The sequence below is a fragment of the Paraburkholderia yinzeri genome (assembly GCF_046581065.1).
Classification (GTDB): Bacteria; Pseudomonadota; Gammaproteobacteria; order Burkholderiales; family Burkholderiaceae; genus Paraburkholderia.
This window is the reverse complement of record NZ_JBFOCJ010000002.1, coordinates 2065203-2092202: the sequence shown is the minus strand read 5'-3', so window position 1 is coordinate 2092202 and position 27000 is coordinate 2065203. Positions and strand designations below refer to the sequence as shown.

The following is a 27000-nucleotide window of genomic DNA, read 5'->3' as shown; positions in this document are numbered from 1 at the left end:
ATGAACAGACGACAGATGCTCGCCCGCTGCATGGGCCTCGGCGCGTGTCTTGCGACGGCCCCCGCACTGAGGGCGATGCCCGTGCGCAGCGCTCCGGCGAAGATCGTGTTTCTGAATCCGGGCGAAGCCGCCGAAGGCGATACCGGCCCGCACTGGCAACTCGTGTCCCGCTTCATGGCCGCGACCGCCAGGCGTTTCGGCATGCAGCTCGAAGTGCTGTATGCCGAACGCGATCATCTGCTCATGCAGCGCCTCGCCGAATCGGTCGCGGCCCGGGCCGAGGCGCCTGACTACGTCGTGATCGTCAACGAAAAGATGGCCGCCCGGCAAATGCTGCAGACGCTGTCGCGCTCGCCCGCCAGGGTATTGCTCATCCACAACGACCTGACCGATGCCCAACGCGCCGAGATCGGCAACGAACGCGGCGCGATCCCGAACTGGATCGGCACGATCACCGCGGACGCGGAACGCGGCAGCTTCCGGCTCATGGATTACCTGTGCTCGGCAAACGGCAACCAACCGGCAAGGGTCATCGGCATCACCGGCGACCCAGCCACACCCGTTTCAGAGGAACGCGCAGCCGGCGTACAGGCCGCGCTGGCGCAGCGTCCCGCGGACCGTACCTGCCAGCTCGTGTACGGCGACTGGAGTTTCTCCGACGCCCGCCAGAAGGCACTCGTGCTGCTGTCGCGCTATCCCGATGCGAACATCATCTGGGCTGCTAACGATTCGATGACCCTGGGCGCGTTCAGCGCCGTACGGGAGCGACACGCCAGCGCGGTCGTCGGCGGTCTGGGCGCGCTGCCCGACGCGGTGGCATCCGTGCTTCGTGGCGAACTCGCCGCAATCGTCGCAGGGGACCAGTTCATCGGCGCGTGTGCGATGGTGCTGATCTACGACTATCATCATGGCGCGGACTTCGCACTGGCGGGCGGTCCGCGGCAGCGACTCGACTATCTGAAAGTCCTGTACGGCGACTCCGCCGCCCGGTACTACGAAATCGCGTTCGACCGTCGCGACGCCCCGGACTTCAGCGTCTTCTCGCGCTTGTCCCGCAGACATCCGGGAGCCTACGACTTCAATCTCGGCCCCCTGCTAACCAGGCGTTCTCCCACTGCATGATGTGGCCAGCCATCTTGCGCCCACGCTTTCCTCACAGCCTGCACGCCCAGTTGATGCTCTCGCTGCTGGTGCTCATCACGCTGGTGGCGGGCGGCTCGGCGTTCGTGGTGCTCAGACAGGCACAGGAACGCCGGCTCGTCGAGCTCGACGACCGTGCGAGCCGGATCGCCCATCTCTTTAGCCAATCGCTCGCGCAACCGCTGTGGAACGTCGACCGGGACGCGATCGTGCGCCAGTTGAACACGCTGAGACCGAATCCCGAAGTCGTCCGCCTCACGGTCACGGCAACCAGCTACGGCGTGCTCGCCGACGTGAGCAACGCGCCGGCGCCGCGGCCGGACGAGAGGGTGGTGCGGGTACGGCCCATCGAGTACCAGCCTCCCGTCGAGGCACCGCGTGAAACGATCGGCGAGGTGCGGGTGGAACTCACGAGGGCGGTGGCGGCACACGATCTCGTGGTCGCGCGCGAAGCCGTGCTCGCGACGCTTGCCCTCGTGCTCGCCTTGCTCTACATCGCGACCTTCCTGCTCATCAGGCACCTCGTGCGCGAGCCCATACGACGCCTCGAGGAAATGGTCGACCGGATTGCCGGCGGCGACCTCAATGCCCGGTGCGCGATCGAGTCGCGCGCCGAACTGGGTCGACTGGCGGCGCGCGTCAACGTCATGGCGGAACGGCTGCAGGCGTCCACTGCCTCGCTGAGGGAGAGCGAGATCAAGTACCGGAGCATCATCGAGAACTCGCTCGAAGGCATCTTCGTGCTCGATCGCGACGGCAGGCTCCATGACGCGAACCGGGCGATGGCCCGGTTGCTGGGCTATCGCGATGTCTCCCGCCTGCTGGACACACGGGCGGAGGACACGCAGCCGGCCTTGCTCGCGCAGCCGCTGACGGCCACGCAGGTCGGCCGCCTGTTCGAGACGCTGCACCTGACGGGCGAGATCGCCGGACTCGAAATACCGCTGACGCGCGCCGACGGCACGGCGGTATGGTGTCAGCTCAACGCGCGCGGGGTTGGCTGCGACGAGGCAGGTCCGCTACGGCTCGAAGGGCAACTGACCGACATCAGCGCGCGCCGACAGGCCATGGAAGATCTGACGCGTCATCGCGACCAGCTCGAACAGGAGGTACGCGAGCGCGTACGAACGGAGCTCGAACTGCGCGATTCGCGGGAAAAGCTGCGCCAGCTATCGGCCCACCAGGAATCGGTGCGCGAAGAAGAGCGCCGGCAGATCGCCATGACAATCCACGACGAACTGGGCCAGTTGCTGACCGCCATCAAGATGGATATATCGTTGCTGAAGCGCCTGCCGGTCCACGGTTCGGCATGGAAAGACAAGGCAGCCCAGATGAGCGAGCTCGTGGAGCGGACCATCGACATCGTGCGCAACATTGCGAGCCACCTGCGCCCCGCCGCGCTGAACTTCGGCCTGCTCTCCGCGCTGGAGTGGCTGGTTCAGGATTTCGCGCGCCATAATTCGACCACCTGTGCATTCCGGCTGGACGGCGCCGAACCCGCTCTGAACGACGACCGGGCCACGGCGGTATTCCGCATCGCCCAGGAAGCGCTCACCAATGTCAGCCGGCACGCGCAGGCGTCGCGCGTGGAGGTCGTGCTACGCACCGTCGGCCAGTTCGCCCTGGAGATCCGCGACGACGGCATCGGGTTCGACGTGGCAGGTGCGGCGGCGGGCGGCTCCTATGGCCTGCAGGGCATGAAAGAGCGCGCGCGAATGATCGGCGCGCAGTTGTCCATCGTCAGCGGCGGCAACGCGGGATCGACCGTTCGTCTGCAATTCGGCGAGAGCCTGCAGCCCGTCGTCCAGAGCGAGCCTGCCCGCGATTGACGCCAGGTTCAGCGACTATCGCACGCGGGAGCCAATGGGCTTCATCAACGACGGCGCGGTACTCGACTACTTCTCGATGATCACCACGGTCGGAACGCCGTTGACTGTCGCTGCGCAGGAACTGCGGATCGAATGCCTGTTTCCGCCGACGACGAAACCGAAACGCGGCACCTCGCCTTGCTCGATCTGGCCCGCGAATAATTCGACTTGCTGATTACCTGCCATGTAATTGGCAGACCTCGCGCCGCTCACTAACCTGTGCCTGTCGCTTGACCGATCTCAACGATACCTTCCACGCTCAAGGAAACATCATGGCTCACTTCCCCATCTATAGGCTCGACTCCGCACCCGAACAATCGAAGCCCGCGATGAACGGCCTCGCTCAGGCCTTCGGCATGGTGCCCAACATTGCCGGCGCCATCGCCGGCTCGCCGAAGCTGATCAATGGCCTTGTCGGCGTGTTCCAGCAGGTGCATGGCGGCAACTTCACCGAAGCTCAGGTCCAGGTGCTGCTGCTCACCAACGCGGTGACCAACGGCTCCGCGTGGCCGGTCGCCTTCCACTCGTTCCTCGCGCTCAAGGAAGGTCTGAGCGAGGCCGACGTGCAGGCGATCCGCGAACGCCGCTTCCCGCAGGACCTCAAGTTTGCGGCGCTGTCACGCCTCGCCCGCACGCTGATCGAAAAGCGCGGCCGCGTCGACGATCACGACATCGCTTCGTTTACCGAAGCAGGCTTCGACCCGGCGCGGGTGCTCGACGTCATCCTCGTGGTTGCCGCCTCGACAATGACGAACTACACCGCGAGCGTCGCCCGGTTGCCGCTGGAAGAGAGGTTCCAGCCCTACGCCTGGCAAGCCTGAGGCCGGAGCGTTGAGGGTCCGGCCGCCATCTATCCATTGGAGAATTCAAGTGCATAACCTTCGCAACAGGGCGCTCTTTCATCCCCGGATAGCAGCGGCCGCGGTCTATCTCGCCGAGGTCATGACGAGTGTCGACTCGAGTATCGGCGGCGCATTGATCGTGGTGGCCGGCGGGCTCGCGCTCCAGCTCTATCGCAAGTTCACGCGATGCCATTGCTGCGTCCCGTAGCGCGCCATTCCGGCGCCCGGTACCCCGGCATCCCCAACGTTTAACCCTTCGAGATCACGCTGCTCTTATTCAGTCATCCGAAGGAGACGCGCGTTGCATATCTTCGCAAACGCGGGCAACAATCCTCCCGCCTCGGGCGTCTCCCGAACCTGCCGGGCAAGCCGTAACGGGTCCTGTCCTTCTTTTCGCAGCGTGTCTTCGTAGGTCTCGATGTAGAAGCGCATGGCAGCCATTGGAAACTCGGGATGAAATTGCACGCCCCACGCGTTCTCCCCGACACGATAAGCCTGATGGGGATCGGCCTCCGATCCCGCCAGCAGGACGGCTTGTTCGGGTAAGCGCATGACAGACTGCCAATGAACCGACTGCGCAAAAAACTGCTGCGGTAATCCGGCAAACAGCGGGTCGTTATCGGAAATCGCGTGACGTCCCACCGATATCGTTCCAACCTCGGCCCCCTCGGGCCGTGCAGCCACACACCCGCCCAGTGCATCGGCCAGCAATTGATGCCCGTAGCGGACACCCAGCACGGGAAGCCCGGCGCCCACCGCCTGTCGCAGCCATAGTCGCAGACGCTCGCTCCACGGCTGTCGAGCCGTGACCATACACGCGGAGCCGGTCAGAATCACGCCGGCTAGCGCGGCCGGCTCGGGCAGCGCACCTTCGCCTCGCGCATTCCAGATCTGCACCGGCATACCGTGATCAATGACGGCCTGCTGAAACCAGTCCTCGAAATCTCCCGCCGCCGCAGATAGCTCGGGGAAAGTCGAATCGAGCTTGAATATGGCCAGCGGTCGAGTCGGCGAAGCAATCGCAGACATAAAAAATCCCTACCCATGAGAAGAACAAGCCAGGCGCCCGATACGTCACGTTGATCGGATCCGCGCCAGCCAGGAGCATCGCATTCTCCACGCCGAAAGGCCATGGCCGTTCTCTGTGAATTCCCTTGCAGGGTTAACGCTTATGGTGTTCCGTAACATGGTATACCAAAATGAAACCCGTGATCAACGTACGAAAGGAACGTGCCATGAGCCTGATTCGCAAATCCGTCCTCCACGTCGAGACCGTCTATGTAGACGGCGACAAAGCCGCCGCAAAGCCACTGAAGATGATTGGCGCGGCAGCGGTCATCAAGAACCCGTGGGCGGGCCGCGGCTACATCGAAGACCTTTCGCCGGAGATTCGCGCGCTCGCGCCGCAACTCAGCGAGTACCTGACGAAGCTCATCCTGGACGAAGCCGGTTCGGGCGAAGCGGTCGAGGCGTTTGGCAAGAGCGCCATCGTCGGCGTGGACGGCGAACTGGAGCATGCCTCGGCGCTGATCCATACGCTGCACTTCGGCAACACCTACCGTTCGGCCGTTGGCGCGAAGTCGTATCTGGCCTTCAACAACACGCGCGGCCCGGCGAATGCGCCCCTGCTCATCCCGATGATGGACAAGAACGACGAGGGCCGCCGCTCGCACTACCTGACGCTCCAGTTCGCCATTGCCGATGCGCCGGCGGCCGACGAACTGGTCGTCGCTATCGGCGGCGCGACCGGCGGCCGTCCGCATCACCGCATTGGCGACCGCTACAAAGATCTCGCAGAGCTCGGAAATGATGTCAAGAACCCTGCAGCTGTCAACTAATCGCGTTGCCCATTATCTCGAACAGGGCACCGGCGAGCCGCTGGTCCTGATTCACGGTGTCGGCATGCAGGCGCTCGCGTGGTATCCGCAGATCGACGAGCTCGCTTCCGGATTCCGCGTCATTTCGGTCGATATGCCGGGGCATGGCAAGAGCGGCGCACTCGAAGCGAATGCCGGGCTGCAGCAGTTCGTGGCCTGGGCGATCGAGTTCATCGAGGCGCTGGATCTCGGCCCGGTCAATCTGGCCGGCCACTCGATGGGCTCGCTGATTGCGGCAGGCGTTGCCGTTACGCGGCCCGATCTGGTCCAGCGCGTCGCGGTCCTGAACGGTGTATATCGCCGCACGGAGGAGGCGCGCGAAGCGGTGCTCCAGCGCGCCGCCGAACTGCGATCCGGAACCATTGACATCGATACGCCGCTCAAGCGCTGGTTCAATGCCGAGGAAGCACAACAGGCCGCGGCGCAGAAGGTCGAGTCCTGGCTAAAATCCGTCGATCTCGCGGGTTACGCCACGGCTTATACGGCTTTCGCAAAGGGCGATGAAATCTATGCCGATGGCTGGCACACGATTGCCTGCCCGGCTCTCGTTCTCACCGGCTCCGACGATCCGAATTCGACGCCGGAGATGGCAAGACAGATGGCCGCGGCAGCCAGCAACGGAACGGCGGTCGTGATCGAAAACGAGCGGCACATGGCAAACCTGACCGCACCCCACGAAGTCAATCTCGCCTTGCGCGCCTGGTTGCAGACCGAGCCGCGGGTCGAAACCATGAAGTCGGAAGCGTGACATGAGCCACGAGACAAAACTCAATACCCGCGAACTTCGCGACGCATTCGGCGCGTTCATGACGGGCGTCACGATCGTGACCACCGCGCGCGAAGACGGCAAGCCGCTCGGCTTCACCGCCAATTCGTTCACGTCGGTGTCGCTGGACCCCGCCTTGCTGCTGGTGAGCATCGCGAAAACGTCGGGCAACTATCCGACGTTTTCCACGACGCGGCACTTCGCCATCAATATCCTCGCGGAGGGCCAGAAGGATTTGTCCAATACCTTCGCGCGGCCCAGCGACGATCGCTTCGCCAATCTGGGCTGGCATCTGAGCGCGAATCACAACCCGCTCATCGACGACGTCAGCGCCTGGTTCGACTGCACCACGCACGCGGTGATCGACGCGGGCGACCACGCCCTGATCGTCGGCAAAGTCGAGGCGTTCCATTCCGCGGGCTACGCCGGCCTCGGTTATTACCGCGGCGGCTATTTCACGCCGGCGAAGGTGTCCGCCGAGGTCATCGCCGGGCCGAAAGTCATCGTCAGCGCGATCATCGCGCGCGACGACAAGGTGCTGCTGACCAAGACGGCGGACAACAAATGGAGCCTGCCTTCGAAGGAAATCGGCAAGGAAGGCGCGGACAAGGCGCTCGCCGAGCTTTTCAACACCTACCAGCCGCACGCTTCGGCAAGTTTCATCTATTCGGCGTACAACAACACCGAAACGCATTACCAGTACATTTCGTTTCTCTGCAGTGCACCGGATGAGTCCGCCGCCACGGGCGAATTCGTCAGCCTCGACGACATCGGGACAGACGGCTTCCAGGACGGCGCAGTGGCCAGCATGCTCGAACGCTACCGCAAGGAAAGCCAGTTGAAGAGCTACGGCATGTATTACGGCGATCACAGCAACGGCACGGTCCGCCCGCTTCTTTCCTGAAAGGTTACCCCATGCGTTTTTCGCTTTTCGTTCATATGGAGCGCGTCTCCGACCAGACCAGTCAAAAGCAGTTGTACGACGAAATGGTCGAGTTGTGCCAGATCGCGGACCGGGGCGGCATGCACGCCGTCTGGACCGGCGAGCACCACGGCATGAACTTCACGATCGCGCCCAATCCGTTCCTCAACCTCGCGGACCTCGCCAACAAGACGACGAACGTGAGGCTCGGCACCGGCACGGTCATCGCGCCGTTCTGGCACCCCATCAAGCTCGCGGGCGAAGCGGCGATGACCGACATCATCACCAACGGCCGCCTGGAGCTGGGCATCGCGCGGGGCGCTTATTCGTTCGAATACGAACGCTTGAGCCCCGGCCTCGACGCATGGGGCGCCGGGCAGAGAATGCGCGAACTCATTCCGGCAGTGAAAAAGCTATGGGAAGGCGACTATGCGCACGAAGGCGAGTTCTGGTCGTTCCCTTCGACGACCTCGTCTCCGCTGCCGCTCCAGCAGCCGCATCCCCCCATCTGGGTCGCGGCGCGCGACCCCAACAGCCATGAATTCGCCGTGTCCAATGGCTGCAACGTTCAGGTCACGCCGCTGCACTTCGGCGACGAAGAGGTCGAAAAGCTCGTGGGCCACTTCAACGCGGCGTGCGAGAAGTTCAGCGACATGCCGCGCCCGCAGATCATGTTGCTGCGCCATACCTACGTGGCGAGCAGCGAAGACGACGCGCAAGTGGCGGCCAATGAAGTGAACGTGTTCTACAACTACTTCGGCGCGTGGTTCAAGAACGAGCGTCCGGTCAGCCGCGGTCTCATCAAGACCTTGAGCCAGGAAGAGATCGACGCGCACCCGTTCTATACGCCGGAAGCCATGCGCAAGAACAACGTGATCGGCACGCCCGAAGAGGTGATCGCGCGCCTGAAGGCCTACGAGGCACTCGGATTCGACGAGTACTCCTTCTGGATCGACACCGGCATGAGCTTCGAGCGCAAGAAGGCTTCGCTCGAGCGCATGATCAACGACGTGATGCCTGCCTTTCAGTGAGGGCGTGATTCCATGAGTGTTCAATTTCAGCTGTATATCGACGGCCGGTTCGAACCCGGCGCCGCGACCTTCGGCAGCCTGAACCCGGCCACGGGCGAAGTCTGGGCGCAGATGCCCGAAGCCCGGACCGGCGAGGTCAACCGGGCCGTGGAAGCCGCCAGCCGCGCGCTGAGCGATCCCGCGTGGGCCGGCATCACCGCGTCGAGCCGGGGCAAACTGCTCTACAAGCTCGCCGACCTTGTCGAAAAGGCCGCGCCGCGACTCGCTGAAATTGAAACCCACGATACCGGCAAGATCATCCGCGAGACGTCCAGCCAGATCGCGTATGTTGCGGAGTACTACCGTTACTACGCCGGCATCGCCGACAAGATCCAGGGCAGCCACATTCCGGTCGACAAGCCGGACATGCAGGTCTGGCTCGAACGGCAACCGGTTGGCGTGGTGGCCGCGATCGTGCCGTGGAACAGCCAGTTGTTCCTTTCCGCGGTGAAGGTAGGGCCCGCGCTCGCCGCCGGTTGCACGGTGGTGCTGAAGGCCTCCGAGGAAGCGCCCGGCCCCTTGCTGGAGTTCGCGAGGCTCGTGCACGAGGCCGGCTTTCCGCCGGGCGTCGTCAACGTGATCACGGGCTTCGGCGCGGAATGCGGCGCGGTGCTCAGCGGCCATCCCAAAGTGGATAAGGTCGCCTTCACGGGCGGCCCGGAAACCGCGAAGCACATCGTCGCGAACACATCGAACAATCTCGCCCGGGTCTCGCTGGAACTGGGCGGCAAGTCGCCGTTCATCGTCTTCGCCGACGCGGATATCCAGAGCGCGGTGAATGCGCAGGTTGCGGCTATTTTCGCCGCAAGCGGTCAAAGCTGCGTCGCGGGATCGCGACTGCTGATCGAGGCCTCCATCAAGGACACATTCCTTGCATTGCTGGTCGAACGCGTTTCGCGCATTCGCGTGGGTTTGCCGAACGACATGGCGACGGAATACGGGCCGCTGTGTACCGAAAAGCAACTGCGCCACATCGAGTCCGTCGTCGCGCGTTCCGTGCAGCAGGGCGCCAGGGCGCTCGCCGGTGCGGAGAAGCTCGATCGGCCCGGGTACTATTACGCGCCCACGATTCTGGACTGCAGCGGCGTTGCGAACGCGGACAGCATCACGACCGAACTCTTTGGGCCGGTGCTTTCCGTGGACACGTTCGCCTCCGAACAGGAAGCGATCGAAAAGGCCAACAGCACGGCCTACGGTCTCGCTGCGGGTATTTTCACCACCAATCTCACGCGCGCGCACCGCGTCTCGAAGCGCGTTCGCTCCGGCATCGTCTGGATCAACACCTATCGGGCCGTATCGCCGCTCGTGCCGTTCGGCGGCTTCGGACGCTCCGGGCACGGCCGCGAAGGCGGATTCAGCGCCGCGCTGGAATATACGACGACGAAGTCGGTATGGCTTCGCACGTCGGACGATCCGATCAGCGACCCGTTCGTGATGCGCTGAGCGCACACCGGCGCGCGCCACTCACCCGCCGCATCGATTCAAAACCTGCGCCATGCCCTTACCGGGCATGGCGCGGCGTAGCCTGGCAATAAAGATGGAGACATGATGAACAACCCGTCGAACGATAACAGCGTTCTGACCATCGAAAGCAATTCGATCGAGTATGTTGCCCCGGAGAATCGGCACGGCAAACCGGTCGACCTCTTCACCCTGTGGTTTTGCACGAACGTCGCGCCATTGGCCGTGATTTCCGGCGCCACCTCGGTGTTGATCTTCCACCTGGATCTGGTGAGCGCCATTCTCGCCATTGCGGCCGGGCAGTTCTTCGGCGCGATCTTTCATGCCCTCACCTCCGCGCAGGGGCCGCTCGTCGGCGTGCCGCAGATGATTCAAAGCCGCGCGCAATTCGGCCGCTATGGGTCGTTGCTCGTGGTGGGCTTCACCACCTTGATTTATCTCGGCTTCTTCGTCTCGAACATCATTCTCGCGGGCAAGACGCTGCACGCTGCCGCGCCGCCGGTTCCCGTACCGCTGGCGACCGTGCTGGGCGCTCTCCTCGCGACGCTGGTCGGCGTGATCGGCTATCACTTCATCCATCGCTTCAACAAGATCGGCGCGTGGTTCATGGGCAGCGCGCTCGTGATCGGCATGCTGCTGATGGCGCCTAACCTCGACGCCCGCGCCTTCCAGCAAGGCCATTTCGAGCTTTCGAACTGGTTTGCCATGTTCGGACTGTGCGCGATCTGGCAAATCAGCTTCGCACCCTATACGTCCGATTACTCGCGCTATCTGCCGGTGTCCACCGGGTTCGGCAAGACCTTCGCCTTCACGTACTTCGGCACGTCGCTGGGAACGATCTTCGCGTTCGTCTTCGGCGTGGTCGCCGTGAGTACCGGTCACTCCACCGACGCGATGCAGGCCATCCGGACGCAGACAGGCCTGTTCGGCTACGTCCTGATCTTCCTTTTCCTCGTCAACATCATTGGCCATAACGGCATGAATCTGTATGGCGCGGTGCTGTCGTTCATCACCGCAGCGCAAACGTTCCGTCCCGAGTGGGTGCCTGGCCGGCGTGTTCGTATCGTCGTATCGACAGTCTTGCTGGTTGCGTCCACCGTGACCGCGCTGTGGGCGTCGAGCAACTTCATCGCCCTCTTTCTGAATGCGATTTTCGCGTTGCGCATCGTTCTCGCGCCCTGGATCGCCATCAATCTGGTCGACTTCTATCTCGTCAACCACCGGCGCTATCGGGTCGCCGAGATCATCGGCAACAACGGCGGCGTGTACGGTTCGTTCAATTTCAAGGCCATTGCGATTTACGTCTTCGGAATTGCGATTCAGGTTCCGTTCATGGAAGAGAGCTTCTTTCATGGCCCCTGGGCCTCAATGATGGGCGGCGCCGATGTCTCGTGGATGGTCGGCCTCGTCGCAACAGCACTTGCCTACTACCTGCTCGCGCCGAACGACGGTTCGCGCTCCCCCAGCCGGGCGCCCGCAGGCGCCACCGCTTCCGAGTAAGCCCTGCGATCTGCAGCCGGATCGTTGTTAGACACGAGCCGGCTGCGCCGCGGTTCATGCATGCCGATCAGCGTGATCGTGGTGATCGGCGAGCACGAACACCGACACCGCACCTTTGAGATCCATCGCCTGATCTTCGAGAGACTGGGCCGCGGCAGCCGCCTGCTCGACGAGCGCCGCGTTTTGCTGCGTGACCTTGTCCATCAGGTTCACGGCCTGATTGACCTGCTCGATGCCCCGGCTCTGTTCGTCGGAAGCCGCCGCGATCTCGCCCACGATGTCCGCCACCTGTTTGATCGCGAGCTTCACTTCCGCCATCGTGCCGCCTGCGTCGTGCGCCTGCCTGGCGCCGTTGCGAATCGTTTCCACCGACGAACCGATGAGCTCCTTGATTTCCCGCGCGGCCGTTGCCGAGCGTTGCGCGAGCCCACGCACCTCATTGGCGACGACGGCGAACCCGCGTCCCTGGTCCCCTGCCCGCGCGGCTTCCACCGCCGCGTTCAAGGCCAGAATGTTGGTCTGAAAGGCGATTCCTTCGATCACCCCCGTGATCTCCGAGATCTGGTCCGAGCTGCCGCTGATCCGCCCGATCGTCTCGACCATGCCGTGTACCGCCTCGTTGCCGGCGTCCGCCAGACTGGATGCGCGCGTGGCAAGCAGGCTGGCCTCGCGGGCGTTGTCCGCATTCTGGCGCACGGTTTCGGTCAGTTGCGTCATGCTGGCCGCCGTTTCCTCTAGCGAGCTCGCCTGCTCTTCGGTGCGCGAAGAAAGATCGAGATTGCCGGCCGCGATCTCACTGGAGGCGGAAGCAATGCGGTCGGCACCGGAGCGCACTCCGGCCACGATCGTCCCGAGGCTCTGGTTCATCGCCTGCATCGCCAGCATCAACTGCCCGGTTTCGTCCTCCGACGTCGCCTGGATGCGATTCGTCAGATCGCCTTCGGCGACGCACGTTGCCACGGAAACTGCCTGTTTCAGGGGACGGGAGATCGCAAGCGAAAGCCACCGCCCCGCGAGGATGGACGCGAGCACGGCGATCAGCGACGCGACGATTACGCTCACGTAAATCGTCGTGCGCAGGGAATCCAGCGCCACCCGGTTGGCCGACATTCGCGTCTGCTCGTAACTGTCCAGCTTGCCGATTGCCTCGATCAACTTTTCGGTGCCCAGATAGGATCCGAAACCTTCGGTGAGCCCGGACAAATCGCTTACGCTCACGCTGTAGGCGTCCACCTTCTTTCGCATGTCCACGAGCGGATCTACGACTTTTCCTAGCCAGGCATCGTATTCCTGCTGGCATTCGCGGCTGAGCGCATCCCCTGCGAGGCTTCGGTCCATCGCGCGCAGTCTCGCCATCTTGTCGCCGAAGTCGCCCCGGTGATCGACGATCCACTGCCGGTGCGCCGCCTTGCCGTTGAGGTTGTTCGCGAGCACCGCCCAGACGATGTTGAGATAGTCGGCCGACCCGTCCTTTAGCAGAATCAGTATCTGCTCCGATGCTTCGATATCCTTCTGTTTCTGGTCGATAGCGCGAACGCTGAAAAGGCAAATACCCGCACTGACAATAAAAGCAAAAATCGCGCTCGAAAACGCGATTGAGATTTTGCTGGCAATGGGCAAGTCTTTAATGGTTTTCATTTTTAGACTTCAAGATAATTGGATAGGTCTACCGCGCCCCCGCTCACACCGCCATGCAGAGGTATTTGACGATCACGTAGTCGTCGATGCCATAGTGCGAGCCTTCGCGCCCCATGCCCGACTGCTTCACGCCGCCAAACGGCGCGACTTCGTTCGAGATCAGGCCCGTGTTCACACCCACCATTCCGTACTCGAGCGCTTCCGCGACTTTCCATACGCGGCCGATGTCGCGACTATAGAAGTACGCGGCGAGACCGAATTCGGTGTCGTTTGCGAACCGGATCACCTCATCGTCGCTCGTGAACCTGAATAGCGGCGCGAGAGGTCCGAACGTCTCCTCCTTCGCGACTTTCATCGCCGGCGTGACGTCCCTGAGCACGGTCGGTTCGAAGAAACCGTGGCCGAGCGCGTGACGTTTTCCGCCCGTCACCACGGATGCGCCCTTCGCTACGGCGTCCGCGATGTGCGCTTCGACTTTCTGCACGGCCGCCTCGTTGATCAGCGGTCCCTGTTCGACGCCGGGCTCCGTGCCGCGTCCCACCTTCAAGCGGCCGACCGCCGAAGCCAGCTTTTCGGTGAACTGATCGTAGACAGCCTCATGAACGTAGAAGCGGTTCGTGCAAACACATGTCTGCCCGCTGTTGCGATACTTCGATGCGATGGCACCTTGCACGGCCGCATCGATATCGGCGTCGTCGAACACGATGAACGGCGCGTTGCCGCCCAGTTCGAGCGAGACCTTCTTGACGGTCGCTGCGCACTGGCTCATCAGAAGGCGCCCCACGGGCGTCGACCCCGTGAACGAGAGCTTGCGCACGATGGGGTTCGACGTCAGCTCGCCGCCAATCGCCTTCGGGTCACCCGTCACGACGCTGAACACGCCCGCGGGCACGCCCGCACGTTCGGCCAGCACGGCCATGGCCAGCGCCGAAAACGGCGTCGCCTCGGCTGGCTTGACGACGATCGTGCAACCCGCCGCAAGCGCGGGGCCAACCTTACGGGTAATCATCGCCGCCGGAAAATTCCACGGCGTAATCGCGGCGCACACCCCCACCGGCTCCTTCACCACGACGATGCGCTTGTCGCTCGCGGGTGTCGGAATCGTGTCGCCGTACACGCGCTTGCCTTCTTCGGCAAACCATTCGAGAAAGGACGCCGCGTACGCAATTTCACCTTTCGCCTCATTGAGCGACTTGCCCTGCTCCGTCGACAGGATCAGAGCAAGGTCGTCGGCATTCTGCGCCATCAGCTCGAACCATCGGCGCAGAATGGCCGCACGCTCCCTGGCTGTCTTGTTGCGCCACGCGGGCCAGGCGGCATTCGCTGCGGCTATCGCTTCACGGGTTTCCGTCGCGCCCATCAAGGGAACGCTGCCGACAAGCGAGCCGGTCGCGGGATCGCGAACCTCAAACGTTTCGGTATTCGCCGCGCTGCGCCATTCACCGCTTACATACGCCTGCTGTCGAAACAGCAGCGGATCTTTCAACCGGGTTGCCAATTCCATGGACTTTCCTGAAGGTGTTTGAAAATGATTCGCGAGACCCGACGTCCGGTGGGCCAGCGAGAAGGAAAGCGCGTATCCGTCGTCAGCCCGCCTGTTTCAGCAGCAAGTGCTCTTGCCCTTCAACCAGCAGCTTCCGGGCGATTTCCGCCACCCGGCTGACGTGCGTGACGGCCGCGCTACGCGCGGCAGCGGCATCCCCCGCGCGTAGCGCCGCCAATATCCGGCGCATTTCCGCAACGGCCTGGCGTCCGCGATCGTCGGACGCGATCGTCAAGGCCCGCAGGCGGTTGATTCGCGCCGTCAACGACTGCACGATCTCCCAGGCGACATGTTTGTGCCCCGCCGTGAACATGCGCTCGTAAAAGGCGGTCGTAAGCGAGCGCACCGCGCCATAATCCTGGTCGTGGAAAGCGAGTTCGATCTGGTCGATCCGCTTTTCGAGGTCCGCAATGATCGATCGATCGGCGAATTGGGCGCAGGCAGCCGCCGCCTCCCCCTCCAGCAGCGCTCGAATCTCGTAGATCTCGGTGGCCCGTTCGAGATCGAGCACGGCCACGATCGGCCCCTGGTTCGCCCGGATCTCGACCAGCCCCTCCGTTTCCAGATGGCGCAGGACCTCGCGCACGACCGTACGGCTCACGCCCAGTTCTTCGCATAACGTACGTTCGACCAGCCGGTCGCCCGGCTGGAAACGGGCGTCGAGAATGGCGCCGCGCATTTTCTCTAGCGCCAGCTCTCGTAACGTGGTGGTTCGGCGCTCGACTTTCAGGGACAAAAACGATTCGCTCATCGCGTGCCCGATCAAGCTTGCGCGAACAGCCGAACGTCGCGCGCGTCCCAGTCGACCCAGGCCTGGGTACCGATGACTATGCCGCTATCGCGATGGTCGCCGGCCGGCATTCTCACCGACACGTCCTGTTCCCAGGGTGTCCTCACCGAGTAGTGCATGACGTCGCCCAGATACGTGATGTCCCGAACCGTCACCGGCAAGCCTGCCGCATTTTTCGCCGCATCGAGCGCGCGAAGGCGGATCTGTTCGGGGCGGACCATCAGCGTGCCGTCGTTTCCCACCGAAAGCGTGGCGTCGCCCGCGGCGGCGACTTCATGGCCGCTCGGAAACACCGCGCTCGATTGCGCTGCGTTGCGTGCCGTGATGCGCACAGGCAGGAAGTTCGAATTGCCGATGAAGTTCGCGACGAAGCGCGAAGCCGGATTCGCATAGAGTTCCTCGCCGGTTCCGCATTGTTCGATACAGCCCTTGTTGAACACGGCGATACGATCCGAAAGACGCAACGCCTCTTCCTGATCGTGCGTCACATAGAGTATCGTCACGCCGGTCTGCTGATGGATGCGGCGCAGTTCGAGCTGGATTTCCTCGCGCAGCTTCTTGTCCAGCGCAGAGAGCGGTTCGTCCATCAGCAGCACGGGCGGATCGTACGCAAGCGCACGCGCGATCGCCACGCGCTGCTGCTGGCCGCCCGAGAGCTGGGCCGGCATGCGGTCGCGGAACTCCGAAAGGTGGACGAGCGCCAGCATTTGCTCGACCTTCTTTTTGATTTCCGCATCGGGGCGACGGCGAACCCGCAGCGGGAAGGCGATGTTCTGCCCGACCGTCAAATGCGGAAAGAGCGTGTAGCGCTGGAACACCATGCCGATATTGCGCTTGTTCGGCGCGACCGAAAGCAGCGGCTTGCCGTCGAGCAGCACGCGGCCCTCGGTCGGCTCCTGAAAGCCCGCGACGATATAGAGCGTCGTGCTCTTGCCCGAGCCCGACGGCCCGAGGAAGGTCATGAACTCGCCCTTGCGCACATCGAGCGAGACCTGATCGATGGCGACGACGTCGTCGTAGGTCTTGCGCAGGCGCTGGATTTGCAGGAATGCGGAAGTCATGGCTAATTACCTCAGTTATCGCGCGCGGCGCAGCACGGCGCCCGCCAGCATCAAAACAGTCGTCAGTCCGACCAGCAGCGAAGACGCCGCGGCGACCACCGGCGTCAGGTCCTGCCGCAGCGTGGCCCAGATGCGCACGGGCAGCGTCTGCAAGGTCGGGCTCGACATGAAGATCGACACCACCACTTCGTCCCACGATGCGAGGAACGCGAAGATCGCCGCTGCGAACAGGCCAAGCCGGATCGCGGGCAGCGTCACGCGCAGCTTCACTTCGAGCGGCGAGGCCCCGCAGATCAACGCGGCATCTTCCAGTGCGGTATCGAAGCTCGACAGCGAATTGCTGATCGAGATGATCGAAAACGGCAAGGCGATGATCAGATGGCCGATGACGAAACCCGTCATCGTTCCGTTCAGTCCAATGCGAAGAAAGAATGCATAGAGAGCCACCGCCAGCACCACGACGGGCAGCACCATCGGCGTGAGGAAGAACGCCTTCACGACGTTGCGCCCGCGAAACTTGCCCCGCACCAGCGCGAGCGAGGCGAGAAAACCGATCAGCACGGACAGCGCCGTCACGATCACCGCGAGTTTTGCGCTCGTCAGCAGCGAATCCAGCCAGCCCGGATCCGTGAACAACTGGCGATACCACTCCAGCGTCCAGCCCGGCGGCGGAAAGATCAGCCACTGCGAATCGCCGAACGACAAAGCGACGATAAACACGATGGGAAGCAGAAGAAACAGGGCGACGGCAGCGCCGATAGCCAGCAGCGCCCAGCGCAGCGCGCCCAGACGGTCGAAGTCGAGCAACATGTCAGTGGCCTCCGGTAGTGGCGCGCGCGCCGCCCGTGAAGCGCAGTTGCAGCGCATAGAGCGAGAGCGTCACGGCGAGCAGGACGAAGGCGGCCGCGCCGGCCAGCCCCCAGTTCAGCAGTTCCTGCACGAGCTGGGCAACCAGTTCGGCGAGCATCATGTATTGCGCGCCGCCAAGCAACGCCGGCGTCACGAAATAGCCGAGCGCCATCACGAACACCATCAGCGCGCCCGATGCGATGCCAGGCATGGCCAACGGCACGAGAATTTTCCAGAAAGCCTGCCAGCGGCTCGCGCCGCACACCGCCGCCGCGCGCAGCGTCGAGGGATCGATGCTGCGCAGCGTGGCGTGAAGCGGCATCACGAGAAAAGGCAGCATGATGTACGTCATGCCGATCGTCACGCCAATCAGGTTGTTCACGAGCGCCAGCGGCTCGCGAATGAGGCCGATCGCCATCAACATGCGATTGATCGGGCCCGTGGCCTGGAGCAGCACCATCCAGGCAAAGGTGCGCGCCAGCAGGTTGGTCCACATCGAGAGCAGCAGGATCGAAAACAGCAGGGCGCTGAGCCGGCGCGGCGCGATCGCGAGCAGCCACGCCGTCGGAAAGCCGATCGCCACCGTCACCACCGTGACGACGCCCGCCACCAGAAACGTGTTTCCGAACACGCGAAGATAGGTGGAGGAGCCGAGAAGCTGCGCGTAGTTCTGCAGTCCCGGGGTGGGCTCCAGCACGCTGCGCAACAGCAGCGACAGCACCGGCAGCATGAAAAAGATCACGAGGAGCACGATCCCCGGTATCAACAGGCGGATGTTGCGCCAGTCGCGCCGCCGGCGCGCGGGTGTCGCCGGCGGATGGGCGACGGTACTCAGAACGTTGGGCATGGTGTCTCCTGCATCTCTTCAGTTACTGCTATGCGCCGCCTGCTTCGCCGTCGCTACGGGGCACGCCTCTCTCTGCGACGACTATTTCGATTGCCACGCGTACCAGCGCTTCGCAATCGCGTCGCGATTGTCGGCCCAGTACTTCATGTCCAGATCGATCTGCGAGCTCTTGTACTGGTCCGGCAGCGTCTTCGCGACCGCCGGCGGCATCATCGCGGCCGACTTCACGTTGATCGGCGCGTAGCCCGTGTCCGTTGCGAATTTCGCCTGCGCCTCGGGGCTCGTGGCGACGGCGAGGAACTTCATCGCCTCGGCCTTATGCTTCGCGCCCTTCGGGATCACGAGCATGTCCGCGGCGGTCAGGTTCTGGTTCCACGAAATGCCGACCGGCACACCCGTCTGTTCGAGCGCATGCAGGCGGCCATTCCAGAACATGCCGACCGGCGCTTCACCCGAGGCGAGCAACTGCTGCGACTGCGCACCGCCGCTCCACCAGACAATGTCGCTCTTGATCGTGTCGAGTTTCTTGAACGCGCGGTCGAGGTCGAGCGGATAAAGCTTGTTGGGCGGCACGCCGTCGGCCAGCAGCGCGATTTCGAGCACGCCCGGCGCGGACCACTTATAGAACGTGCGTTTACCGGGGAATTTCTTCGTATCGAACAGATCGGCCCATGTCTGCGGCTGCGCGCCCTTGAAGGCCGATTTGTTGTAGCCGAGCACGAACGAGTAATAGAAGCTGCCCACGGCGTCGGTCGTCGAGAAACGCGGATCGAGTTCGTCCTTTTTGACCACGGAATAATCGATCGGCTCGATCAGCCCCGCCTTTTGCGCCGCATAGGCAAAATCGCCCTCCACGTCCACGACGTCCCAGTTCACGTTCCCGCTGTCCACCATCGCCTTGAGCTTGCCGTAGTCGGTCGGACCGTCCATCAGCACGTTGACGCCGCTGGATTGCGTATAGGGCTGCGCCCAGTCTTTCTGTTGCGAGGACTGCGTCGTTCCACCCCAGCTCGTGAAAACGATGGGATCGGCGGCAAGCGCCGGCGCGGCCGTGAAGGCCGCCGCGCACAGGGCGATCAGCGGCGTCATCATCAGAGAGCGTGTGCTGTTCATGTCGGTGTCCGTGGGAATCGGTTGAGTAGCGCTGCGTTGAATGTGGGGATGGCCGGTGGCCTCGACCGTGGTCTCTCAGGCCAGCGGCGAAAAGCGCGCCGGCTTCATGATCTTGTTTTCCATCTCTTCCATCAGTGCCTGAATCTTCGGCGCGAAAGCCTGCCAGGCCGGATCTGCGGCGAGTGCCGCACGACGGCGTTCCCGCTCGTCGAGACCCGGATAGGCCCAGATATGCACGATCTGGTTCTGCGGGCCGATCTCGGAGAAGAAGTAGCCGACCAACTGGCCCAGGTACTGCTTTTGCAGTTCGATGCCCTCTTCTTCCACGAGCTTCAAATACGCGGGTACGGCGCCCGTCTTGATGCGATAGGTACGGATTTCGTAATACATGATTGGGTCTCCTTATTTCAGTATCGGGTGATCGAACGTTACCGATCAACGTGTGGCTGAAAGCGTCTGCACTTGCCCGGCTTCCGTATCGCCGACGTAAATGCCGAAGGCGTCTTCGCTGCGCTCGCGCACATAGCGCTCCAGCATCGAACGCACGGCTTCATCGCGCAATTCGTTCCACGGAATCCGGGAAAGCGGGATGAGGTGGATCGCGTTGTCCATCCACACCGCGCCGCTGTTGACCACACGGCCGCGGTAATAGACCTGGACACTCGCCGACGGCCCATGGCCCGATTCGAACACAGCGAAAATGAAGTCGAGATGCGCCACGAGGCCCAGCTTCGCCAGCACCCCGCGCAGGCTCGCCGCATCGCTTTCGGGTTCGAGCTTGACGCCCGTGGGCAGTTGCAGGCCGTCTTTCGTTTCGAGCAGCACAAGGCCGTCGCGGTGTTCGAGAATCGCCCCCACCTGGGCGCGTGCGCCGGTCGCCGCCAGGGCGTCCTGCGAGAGGCTGAAATTCACGTAGGCGCCCCGGCAATAGCCCAGCGGCGACGAGTTCGTATGAACGAAATCGACAACACGTCCGATCAGGATGATGTGATCGCCCGCATCGACAACGTCGTGCGTCTTGCAATCGAACGTGGCCGCCGCGCCGTCCATCACCGGCGCTCCCGTTGCGCGGGCGCGCCATGCCACCTGCGCGAACTTGTCGGGCGACTTCGAGGCGAATACGCCGGACACCGCCTTCTGGTCCTCCGCCAGCACGCTTACCGCAAAGTGATCGGTGCGGGAGAAGACCGCATGGCTCGATGCGGTTTTGGCGATGCATACGAGAATCAGCGGCGGATCGAGCGACACCGAGGCAAACGAGTTGGCCGTGAAGCCTCGCGGGGAACCGTCCTGCTGGATCGTGGTAACGACCGTCACGCCGGTGACAAATGCGCCCAGCGCACGGCGAAATTCAAGCGTGTCGAAACCCGTTTCGATGATCGGCTCAGGCATCGCATCCTCCAGCGTTCGGTGGGTTTGCCGCGCCGGGCTCCGTTGCTGCGGCGAAAAAGGCGAGCAGGCGCTCGTTCGTTTGTTCTGGATCGCTAACGGTCATCATGTGACGCGCGTTCGCAATGACCTCGGCACGACCGAACGGCGCGGCCGCAGCCATCTTGTGCGACATGTCCGGACTCGAGTTCGGATCGCAGGCGCCGGTCAGGAACAATGCCGGCACGGACAGATTCGTCAAACGGCCCACGTGAACATCGTCCGAACAGGCGAAGAGACGGTAAGTCCGCGCATAGCCGACCGGATTGACGGACAGCAGCAGATGGCGCACCGCTTGCGCGGCCCGGGTCAGGTGCGCGGGCACCGGGTCGCCGAACCAGCGTTCGAGCGTGGCGTCGACGCCCGTATCGAGCGGCGCTTCGCCCAGCGTCCCAGCGCGCGACATCACTGCTTCGCGCTGGGCGGGCGTGCGGTCGTAGACCGCATTCAGCGCGGCCACGCTCAGCGTGCGCGGCGCGCGCGTCAGGGCGAACTCCAGCGCGACGAGCGCGCCCATCGAATGCCCGACGACATGCGCATGGCCGATATGCAGGTCGCCGAACAGACGGTCGAGCTGGGCCGCATAGTCGCCGAGCGTGGGTTCGTCCGGCGGCAGCGCGCTGCCGCCATGGCCGAGCATGTCGTAGACCACGACCTCATAGTTCGCGGCCGTCAGCGGAGCGATCTGCGGCGCCCACACGCTCTGGTTCATGCCCACGCCGTGGATCAGGACGACCGTCGCCCGCGCTTCGTCCGACTTCGGCGCGTACACGCTGTAGCTCGTGCCTGCCGTGACGCCGCGCGTGACGACAGGCTCCTGCGGCAGATCGGGCTTCATTCGACTTGCCCTGCCTGCGTTCCGGGTACGGACCTGCTTGCCAGACTGCGGACTTCCAACCTCATTTTGCGCTCCAAACCAGCCCGAAAGCCGCGTCGACATCACAGAAGATTATGGTATGCCATACTATGGATGGTCTTGGCTCACGAATATTATGGAATACCATAATGCTTGCGATGCCGGCGGGTGGCATGAATCTCGCCCGCGGCGCGCCGGAGCGCCGTGCGAGGCCGGTTTTGGAAGGCATGCGGAGTCGCCGCCGGCCAGCCAACGCGAGTCGGACGCGACGAAAAAAGGGAAGCGGGGACGGCAGAAATCAAAAACGCCGCTCACGAGCAGCGCTTTATCGGGGAAGGGACGCGAGCCGGGTCGGTCCGCCGAGAGATCGCCGGACGGCGCCTCTCGATGAGCGAAGGAATGACGCGCTCAGATCAGGCTTTGGATACGCTCTCGCTTCGTTGCGCAAGCGCCGACTGAGCCAGTTCCGAAGTGCGCTGGATATGGGCGATGGAGGCGGCAAACGCCGCATCGCCGTCGCGCCGCTCGATGGCATCGAGCATTTTGTTCATCTCGCGATTCGACTCTCCGCTGCGGCCCGGCATGGCGATGGTCAGCGCGCGCAAGCGATTGATGCGCGCATTCAGCGTCTTGACCACGGCGAGGGAAACGGTCTTTTGCGCCCCTTCGAACAGCGCGTCGTAAAAGCGTTCGGTATGGGCGAGCACGGCTGGCAGGTCTTCTGCCTTGAACGCGGCTTCGATTTTCTTGCGGATGTCCCGCAGTTCTTTCACGAGTGCGGGCGTGGACTGCTCGGCGCACGCTCGCGCGGCATTCGCCTCCAGCAGGCCGCGCAATTCATAAATCTCGCTGACCTGGGCGGGATTGAGCTGCGCCACGACCGGCCCCTGCCGCGCAATGACTTCCACCAGCCCTTCTGTCTCGAGGTGCCGCAACACCTCTCGCACAATCGTGCGGCTAACCCCCAGCTCATCGCACAGCGTGCGTTCGACGAGGCGCGCACCCGGCTGGAAGTAACCCTGCACGATCGCGTCGCGCAATTTGTCCAGCGTTAATTCACGAAGCGTTTTGGTCTCGCGGACAACTTTAAGGTCTGACATAGGGCACGAAAGATGGACGGATAAAAAGGCGGCCGCACGATGACGTCGTAATCGGCGATCTGGAATGCCATATTATCCACCATTCGAAAACCTGGCTATCTCTGGATGCCGGGCCCCGGGCGCGCACCTCCGGCGTACGCGCCCGGCGAAACGTCGGCGCCCGATCAGAACCGGTGAATCATCGCGATCCGGTACACGAACTGATTGACGGTGGAGGACGGGCCCGCCGCCGCCAGGATCTGCGCGTTGTCGAACTGCGTACCCGTATTGGCGCTTTGCACGTGCTGATACGCACCCTGCAGATAAAGCGACGTGCGTGCGCTCAGATCGTAGTCGAGCGTGAGCTGGGCCGTATGCCACTTCGGGCTGTAGTTCCCGGCCGTGGTATCCAGCTTGCCCATTGTGTAGGTGTACGATGCACCGAGCCAGAAAGCGGGCGTGAAGAAGTATTGCCCGTTGATCTGAAAGTTGTCGAACTTCCAGTTGGTCCACGAGCCGCCGTTAGCCGGCGCGATCGAACCCGACAGATAGGCGTTGCCCGTCGGACTGTCGATACTCGTATGCGACCAGGCGAACGCAACCTGCACCGACTTGAATTTGTAGGCAAGCCCGGCGTCGATGTTCTGCTGGACGGCGCCGGAGAAAACGCTATCGTTCGTGACGGCGCCCGACGTGCCCGAGCCGGGGTTGTCGATCCGCATATAGGCCGCCACCGCCGTCAGGCCGCCGTACTGGTACTGTCCCGCCACGCTGAAGAGCCGGTTGTCGGCAAAGCCGCTCGTGTTGCTGAAGCCGTACATGGCCTCGCCCGTGAGCCCGGCAATGGTCGGCGAAACGTACTTGAGCGAGTTGTTGACGCGGAAGTCCCAGTCCGTATTGTCGTTGTCGAACGGTGTCGCGCCAACGTCGCCCCAGTTGCCCGCGGCGGTGATCGCGCTGAACAGGTCGACGGTCGGATCGTACTGGCGACCGGCGGTCAGCGTGCCGTAATTCTGCGACGCGAGACCTACGTAGGCCTGCCGGCCGAACAGCCGGCCGCCTTGCTGCAAGGCGCCATTGCTTGCGTTGAACCCATTTTCCAGCCTGAAAATCGCGGCCAGCCCCCCGCCCAGATCTTCGGAGCCTTTGAGGCCCCAGCGGCTGCCCACCACGTCGCCGCTCTGCAGGCGATACGCTTGGCCGGTCCCCGCGTTGTTCGTGAAGTTCAGGCCTTCATCGATCAAACCGTACATCGTCACCGTACTCTGGGCGTGCACGCCAGAACTCACCAGCAAAGGAAGAGCCATGATCTTCCACTTCCCGAAACGCATGCCATTCTCCTTCCATGTTTTGTACAACTAATAAAGAAAAGCGTGAAATGACCCAAATCGGGCGTGAACCCGGGCAATACCGAACGGCGTCGCCCATCGCCCCGCAACGCCCTGCCGATGGGAAATCTCGTGCACAACCGGAATCGCCCCGCCGCGCGCGTCACGCCATGCGGGATCCGATGACAAGATTATGGTATGCCATACTAGTCATGGCCTCGCCCAGGCGATACTATGGAATACCATGATATTGACATCTGCTTTGAAGATCGGCATCGGCCGGGGCTGGGAGCGCAAAAGGCTCCGCGTCGGGGACAGGCAATGGGCGGGAGTGGGAGGGAAGGCGCACAACCGGCGATCGGCGGCTTCCGGCAGTGTCAGATGGATCGCCAACGCCGCGACCTGCCTGGATCCCGGGCGATCGCCGTGGGCCGTGGCGCGTTCAGAAATGTGTCTACCAGCGCAATAAGTTCCCGCCTCAAAACGGGCGATGAAAGCGTTCCTTGCCGTGCCGCTTCGTGCACGGCACCCGCAAGCGCGATCGGGTCGAGTCCATTCTTCCGCCCTTGCCGCAGTCCTGAGTATTGCTAACGGATTTCACGCCCGAAATTCTTCCCGAAGCGCCCGATACAGCCGCCGGTAGCGCGCCAGCCGTTCGTCGAGCATGGCACGCGTAGTCCCGGAGGGTTCGTATCGCCGCACCACCGGCGGCGCGACGCACACCGTGTCGAGCGCTTCGCCGGTGCGGGCCAGACGCGCCAGCCGCCCGGCTCCCAGCGCGGCGCCAACGTCGCTGCCTTCGCGAAGATCGAGCGGAAAACCGAGCGCCGTGGCGCAGAGCCGGCCCCAGAATGCGCTTCGCGATCCGCCTCCGACGAACGACGCCGCTTCCAGCACCGTGCCCGCACCTTGCAGCGCCGCGTAGCCGTCGGCCATCGCGAACGCCACGCCTTCCATCACGCTATAGGCCAGCTCGGCCGCACCGTGCGAAGCGCTCATGCCGTAAAACACGCCCTTTGCTTCGGCATCGTTATGCGGCGTTCGCTCGCCGTTCAGATAGGGCAAAAATATCGGCGCCGTGGCGCGCTCGCCGGCCGGCGCCATCTCGACCAGTTCGGCGACATCGAGTTTCAGCACGCGCGACAGCCATTGCAGGCTCGCGGCCGCGGAAAGAATCACGCTCATCTGGTGCCACTGCCCCGGCACGCAATGACAGAACGCGTGCACGGCCTGGGCCGGGTTCGGCGCATATCGTCCGGTGGCAGCGAAGAGCACGCCGGACGTACCGAGCGAAAGCAAGGCCTCCCCTGTCTTGACCACGCCGATACCCACCGCGCTCGCCGCGTTGTCTCCGGCGCCGCCGCAAACCACCACGCTGCCGTTCACACCCCATTCGCGCCGCAGATCGTCGCGCAGCGGCGCCGCCGCCTCGCTGCCCTCGACGAGCCGCGGCATGTGTTCGCGCGTCAGCCCCGTTGCCTCCAGCATGCGGTCGGACCAGTCGCGCCTGGCGACGTCGAGCCACAGCGTGCCCGAAGCGTCGGACAGGTCGGAGACGAATTCGCCGGTCAGACGCCAGGCAATATAGTCCTTCGGCAGCAGCACTTTTTGCACGGAACCGAATACCGCCGGCTCGTATTTGGAAAGCCACAGCAGCTTCGGCGCCGTAAAACCCGGCATCGCCAGATTACCGGTGATCGCGCGCGAATCGGGCACGAGCGCTTCGAGCTCGACACACTCCGCGAAGGCGCGCGTGTCGTTCCAGAGGATCGCCGGCCGCAGCACGTTGCCGCCGCGGTCCAGCAGCGTCGCGCCATGCATCTGGCCGGACAGGCCGATGCCGCGCAGCCCCGCAAACGCGCGCGGCTGCGCGCTCCGCACGGCGCCGATCGCATCGACGGTCGCCCGCCACCAGTCCTGCGGACTCTGCTCCGACCAGTGAGGATGGGGGTTCTCCACGCGCAGCGCGACGCCCGCGCTGGCAACCACGCGAGATTCGTCGTCGGTCAGGACTGCCTTGACTTCCGAAGTGCCGAGATCAATGCCGAGATAACTCAATGTACGATCCTGTTGATGGGCAATCAGATGCCCGGTTCGAGGCGTGCTCAGGCTGCCGCCTTGTGCTCGTGCGGCGCGGGTTCGTTCAGGCGATGGAGCGCGCGAAACTTCGAAGGCGGTATGCCCTTCTGCGCCAGAAATTGCCGGTTGAAATTCGACACGTTGTTGAAGCCCACGCGATAGCAGATGTCGGTCACGCCAAGGCTCGTGCACATCAGCAGTTCGCAGGCCTCGTTCAGGCGCAGGCGATTCTGGTATTGAACGAACGTGCAGCCCGTATGCCGCTTGAAGAAGCGCGTAAACGCGCTGACGCTCATGCCGGACAACTCCGCCACGTCGACTTCGCGCAGATTGCCCGCGAGGTTCTGCTGGATATACGACAGCACCTGGTTGATCGTCGACGACATGTAGCGCCGCGCGTTGACGTCGTAGGCGGGGCCGGCGAGCATCTTCCTCTGTGCGCAGTTCGTCAGTTCGTCGAGGATCGCCATCAGCAGCGCGACGCGGCGCGCCCCGTGCGCGCTGCAGAGTTCTTCGATGAGCGGCGTAATCGAAAGACCCAGGCGGTCGGGAAACTGGATGCCTCGCGAGGCCTGGTCGATCAGCGTCAGCACCGGACCCAGTTCCGCGAATGCCGAAACCATGCGCTGCACGGCCTCGCGCGAAAACTGCAGCACGAGGTCGCGCGAGGGCACTGCGATCGCATTGCCGCCGTCGCTCACCCAGTTGTGCGGTAGGTTCGGCCCCGTCAGGACGAGATTGCCCGGCGCGAAGTCGCCAATGTAATCGCCGACGAAATACTTGCCCGACGATTCACGAATGATGTGAATTTCGTATTCCGGATGGAAATGCCATTTCGCGACCGTGTGCGGATAGTCGTGTACCCAGGCGCGAAACGATTCGTCCTGCCGGGTGTGAACCAGTTCGAGATCCGGATTCATGCGTCGTCTCCTTCACGTATCGC

Annotated in this window: 25 protein-coding genes and 1 pseudogene; 11 read left to right on the top strand and 15 right to left on the bottom strand. The window is 63.4% G+C overall.

Annotation, left to right across the window (positions count from 1 at the left end; genetic code table 11):
• The 5 genes and pseudogenes from WJ542_RS26535 to WJ542_RS26515 all read left to right on the top strand — a co-directional run bounded on the left by WJ542_RS26535 (position 1) and on the right by WJ542_RS26515 (position 4058).
• A complete protein-coding gene (locus WJ542_RS26535; RefSeq protein ID WP_411192430.1) occupies positions 1-1122 on the top strand; it encodes an ABC transporter substrate-binding protein in 1122 nt (373 codons plus the stop codon).
• Entirely contained in the window at positions 1119-2969 is a 1851-nt protein-coding gene (locus WJ542_RS26530; RefSeq protein ID WP_411192429.1) for a sensor histidine kinase, read from the top strand. Before WJ542_RS26535 ends, WJ542_RS26530 begins: the two co-directional genes overlap by 4 nt.
• Positions 2970-3000: 31 nt before the next feature.
• Positions 3001-3170: pseudogene (locus WJ542_RS26525) on the top strand (transcriptional regulator); the annotation flags it as partial.
• Positions 3171-3280: 110 nt separating this feature from the next.
• Positions 3281-3829, top strand: coding sequence for a carboxymuconolactone decarboxylase family protein (locus WJ542_RS26520; protein WP_411192428.1), 549 nt, complete (start codon positions 3281-3283; stop codon positions 3827-3829).
• Positions 3830-3878: 49 nt separating this feature from the next.
• Complete coding sequence (locus tag WJ542_RS26515; protein ID WP_411192427.1) at positions 3879-4058, top strand: hypothetical protein; 180 nt, start codon at positions 3879-3881, stop codon at positions 4056-4058.
• A gap of 65 nt (positions 4059-4123) precedes the next feature.
• Here the strand turns inward: WJ542_RS26515 and WJ542_RS26510 are convergent, their stop codons facing one another.
• Positions 4124-4879: a glutamine amidotransferase gene (locus WJ542_RS26510; RefSeq protein WP_411192426.1), complete on the bottom strand. Its 756-nt coding sequence runs from the start codon at positions 4877-4879 to the stop codon at positions 4124-4126.
• A 206-nt stretch (positions 4880-5085) separates the two neighbouring features.
• Between WJ542_RS26510 and WJ542_RS26505 the strand changes: the two genes are divergently transcribed.
• The 6 genes from WJ542_RS26505 (at position 5086) to WJ542_RS26480 (ending at position 11446) form a co-directional block, all read left to right on the top strand.
• On the top strand, positions 5086-5688 hold the full coding sequence (locus WJ542_RS26505; protein ID WP_411192425.1) for an amino acid synthesis family protein: 603 nt from the start codon (positions 5086-5088) through the stop codon (positions 5686-5688).
• A complete protein-coding gene (locus WJ542_RS26500) occupies positions 5657-6475 on the top strand; it encodes an alpha/beta fold hydrolase (protein ID WP_411192424.1) in 819 nt (272 codons plus the stop codon). Before WJ542_RS26505 ends, WJ542_RS26500 begins: the two co-directional genes overlap by 32 nt.
• Before the next feature lies 1 nt (position 6476).
• The gene (locus WJ542_RS26495; protein WP_411192423.1) at positions 6477-7397 is read left to right on the top strand and encodes a flavin reductase; all 921 of its coding nucleotides are present in this window, start codon (positions 6477-6479) and stop codon (positions 7395-7397) included.
• A gap of 11 nt (positions 7398-7408) precedes the next feature.
• Positions 7409-8446, top strand: a complete 1038-nt coding sequence (locus tag WJ542_RS26490; protein ID WP_411192422.1) for an LLM class flavin-dependent oxidoreductase — start codon at positions 7409-7411, stop codon at positions 8444-8446.
• Positions 8447-8458: 12 nt separating this feature from the next.
• On the top strand, positions 8459-9928 hold the full coding sequence (locus tag WJ542_RS26485) for an aldehyde dehydrogenase (protein WP_411192421.1): 1470 nt from the start codon (positions 8459-8461) through the stop codon (positions 9926-9928).
• A gap of 102 nt (positions 9929-10030) precedes the next feature.
• On the top strand, positions 10031-11446 hold the full coding sequence (locus WJ542_RS26480) for a purine-cytosine permease family protein (RefSeq protein WP_411192420.1): 1416 nt from the start codon (positions 10031-10033) through the stop codon (positions 11444-11446).
• Between the two features lie 54 nt (positions 11447-11500).
• Here the strand turns inward: WJ542_RS26480 and WJ542_RS26475 are convergent, their stop codons facing one another.
• From WJ542_RS26475 to WJ542_RS26410, 14 genes are all read right to left on the bottom strand, one after another.
• Positions 11501-13084 carry a methyl-accepting chemotaxis protein gene (locus WJ542_RS26475; RefSeq protein ID WP_411192419.1) on the bottom strand — a complete coding sequence of 528 codons (1584 nt, stop codon included), beginning with the start codon at positions 13082-13084 and terminating at the stop codon, positions 11501-11503.
• A 43-nt stretch (positions 13085-13127) separates the two neighbouring features.
• Positions 13128-14588 (bottom strand): NAD-dependent succinate-semialdehyde dehydrogenase, encoded by a 1461-nt coding sequence (locus WJ542_RS26470; RefSeq protein ID WP_411192418.1) that lies wholly within the window; start codon positions 14586-14588, stop codon positions 13128-13130.
• An 82-nt stretch (positions 14589-14670) separates the two neighbouring features.
• On the bottom strand, positions 14671-15378 hold the full coding sequence (locus WJ542_RS26465; protein WP_411192417.1) for a GntR family transcriptional regulator: 708 nt from the start codon (positions 15376-15378) through the stop codon (positions 14671-14673).
• A gap of 11 nt (positions 15379-15389) precedes the next feature.
• Complete coding sequence (locus WJ542_RS26460; protein ID WP_411192416.1) at positions 15390-16478, bottom strand: ABC transporter ATP-binding protein; 1089 nt, start codon at positions 16476-16478, stop codon at positions 15390-15392.
• 15 nt (positions 16479-16493) lie between these two features.
• Positions 16494-17288, bottom strand: a complete 795-nt coding sequence (locus WJ542_RS26455) for an ABC transporter permease (RefSeq protein ID WP_411192415.1) — start codon at positions 17286-17288, stop codon at positions 16494-16496.
• 1 nt (position 17289) lies between these two features.
• Entirely contained in the window at positions 17290-18174 is an 885-nt protein-coding gene (locus WJ542_RS26450) for an ABC transporter permease (protein WP_411192414.1), read from the bottom strand.
• Between the two features lie 81 nt (positions 18175-18255).
• On the bottom strand, positions 18256-19287 hold the full coding sequence (locus WJ542_RS26445; RefSeq protein ID WP_411192413.1) for an ABC transporter substrate-binding protein: 1032 nt from the start codon (positions 19285-19287) through the stop codon (positions 18256-18258).
• Between the two features lie 75 nt (positions 19288-19362).
• The gene (locus tag WJ542_RS26440) at positions 19363-19677 is read right to left on the bottom strand and encodes an NIPSNAP family protein (protein ID WP_411192412.1); all 315 of its coding nucleotides are present in this window, start codon (positions 19675-19677) and stop codon (positions 19363-19365) included.
• Between the two features lie 45 nt (positions 19678-19722).
• Positions 19723-20679 (bottom strand): flavin reductase family protein, encoded by a 957-nt coding sequence (locus WJ542_RS26435; RefSeq protein WP_411192411.1) that lies wholly within the window; start codon positions 20677-20679, stop codon positions 19723-19725.
• Positions 20672-21553: an alpha/beta fold hydrolase gene (locus tag WJ542_RS26430; protein ID WP_411192410.1), complete on the bottom strand. Its 882-nt coding sequence runs from the start codon at positions 21551-21553 to the stop codon at positions 20672-20674. The genes WJ542_RS26435 and WJ542_RS26430 overlap by 8 nt, the downstream gene beginning before the upstream one ends.
• A 431-nt stretch (positions 21554-21984) precedes the next feature.
• Positions 21985-22671 (bottom strand): GntR family transcriptional regulator, encoded by a 687-nt coding sequence (locus WJ542_RS26425; protein WP_411192409.1) that lies wholly within the window; start codon positions 22669-22671, stop codon positions 21985-21987.
• Positions 22672-22835: 164 nt separating this feature from the next.
• Complete coding sequence (locus WJ542_RS26420; RefSeq protein WP_411192408.1) at positions 22836-23981, bottom strand: porin; 1146 nt, start codon at positions 23979-23981, stop codon at positions 22836-22838.
• Positions 23982-24575: 594 nt separating this feature from the next.
• Positions 24576-26036 (bottom strand): xylulokinase, encoded by a 1461-nt coding sequence (gene xylB / locus WJ542_RS26415; RefSeq protein ID WP_411192407.1) that lies wholly within the window; start codon positions 26034-26036, stop codon positions 24576-24578.
• A gap of 47 nt (positions 26037-26083) precedes the next feature.
• Entirely contained in the window at positions 26084-26977 is an 894-nt protein-coding gene (locus tag WJ542_RS26410) for an AraC family transcriptional regulator (RefSeq protein WP_411192406.1), read from the bottom strand.
• Positions 26978-27000 lie beyond the last annotated feature (23 nt).

Bases quoted from the DNA above. Each gene is read 5' to 3' on its own strand.
- WJ542_RS26535 (WP_411192430.1), top strand. From the start codon at position 1: ATGAACAGACGACAGATGCTCGCCCGCTGCATGGGCCTCGGCGCGTGT.
- WJ542_RS26530 (WP_411192429.1), top strand. From the start codon at position 1,119: ATGATGTGGCCAGCCATCTTGCGCCCACGCTTTCCTCACAGCCTGCAC.
- WJ542_RS26520 (WP_411192428.1), top strand. From the start codon at position 3,281: ATGGCTCACTTCCCCATCTATAGGCTCGACTCCGCACCCGAACAATCG.
- WJ542_RS26510 (WP_411192426.1), bottom strand. From the start codon at position 4,879: ATGTCTGCGATTGCTTCGCCGACTCGACCGCTGGCCATATTCAAGCTC.
- WJ542_RS26505 (WP_411192425.1), top strand. From the start codon at position 5,086: ATGAGCCTGATTCGCAAATCCGTCCTCCACGTCGAGACCGTCTATGTA.
- WJ542_RS26500 (WP_411192424.1), top strand. From the start codon at position 5,657: ATGATGTCAAGAACCCTGCAGCTGTCAACTAATCGCGTTGCCCATTAT.
- WJ542_RS26495 (WP_411192423.1), top strand. From the start codon at position 6,477: ATGAGCCACGAGACAAAACTCAATACCCGCGAACTTCGCGACGCATTC.
- WJ542_RS26490 (WP_411192422.1), top strand. From the start codon at position 7,409: ATGCGTTTTTCGCTTTTCGTTCATATGGAGCGCGTCTCCGACCAGACC.
- WJ542_RS26485 (WP_411192421.1), top strand. From the start codon at position 8,459: ATGAGTGTTCAATTTCAGCTGTATATCGACGGCCGGTTCGAACCCGGC.
- WJ542_RS26480 (WP_411192420.1), top strand. From the start codon at position 10,031: ATGATGAACAACCCGTCGAACGATAACAGCGTTCTGACCATCGAAAGC.
- WJ542_RS26475 (WP_411192419.1), bottom strand. From the start codon at position 13,084: ATGAAAACCATTAAAGACTTGCCCATTGCCAGCAAAATCTCAATCGCG.
- WJ542_RS26470 (WP_411192418.1), bottom strand. From the start codon at position 14,588: ATGGAATTGGCAACCCGGTTGAAAGATCCGCTGCTGTTTCGACAGCAG.
- WJ542_RS26465 (WP_411192417.1), bottom strand. From the start codon at position 15,378: ATGAGCGAATCGTTTTTGTCCCTGAAAGTCGAGCGCCGAACCACCACG.
- WJ542_RS26460 (WP_411192416.1), bottom strand. From the start codon at position 16,478: ATGACTTCCGCATTCCTGCAAATCCAGCGCCTGCGCAAGACCTACGAC.
- WJ542_RS26455 (WP_411192415.1), bottom strand. From the start codon at position 17,288: ATGTTGCTCGACTTCGACCGTCTGGGCGCGCTGCGCTGGGCGCTGCTG.
- WJ542_RS26450 (WP_411192414.1), bottom strand. From the start codon at position 18,174: ATGCCCAACGTTCTGAGTACCGTCGCCCATCCGCCGGCGACACCCGCG.
- WJ542_RS26445 (WP_411192413.1), bottom strand. From the start codon at position 19,287: ATGAACAGCACACGCTCTCTGATGATGACGCCGCTGATCGCCCTGTGC.
- WJ542_RS26440 (WP_411192412.1), bottom strand. From the start codon at position 19,677: ATGTATTACGAAATCCGTACCTATCGCATCAAGACGGGCGCCGTACCC.
- WJ542_RS26435 (WP_411192411.1), bottom strand. From the start codon at position 20,679: ATGCCTGAGCCGATCATCGAAACGGGTTTCGACACGCTTGAATTTCGC.
- WJ542_RS26430 (WP_411192410.1), bottom strand. From the start codon at position 21,553: ATGAAGCCCGATCTGCCGCAGGAGCCTGTCGTCACGCGCGGCGTCACG.
- WJ542_RS26425 (WP_411192409.1), bottom strand. From the start codon at position 22,671: ATGTCAGACCTTAAAGTTGTCCGCGAGACCAAAACGCTTCGTGAATTA.
- WJ542_RS26420 (WP_411192408.1), bottom strand. From the start codon at position 23,981: ATGCGTTTCGGGAAGTGGAAGATCATGGCTCTTCCTTTGCTGGTGAGT.
- WJ542_RS26410 (WP_411192406.1), bottom strand. From the start codon at position 26,977: ATGAATCCGGATCTCGAACTGGTTCACACCCGGCAGGACGAATCGTTT.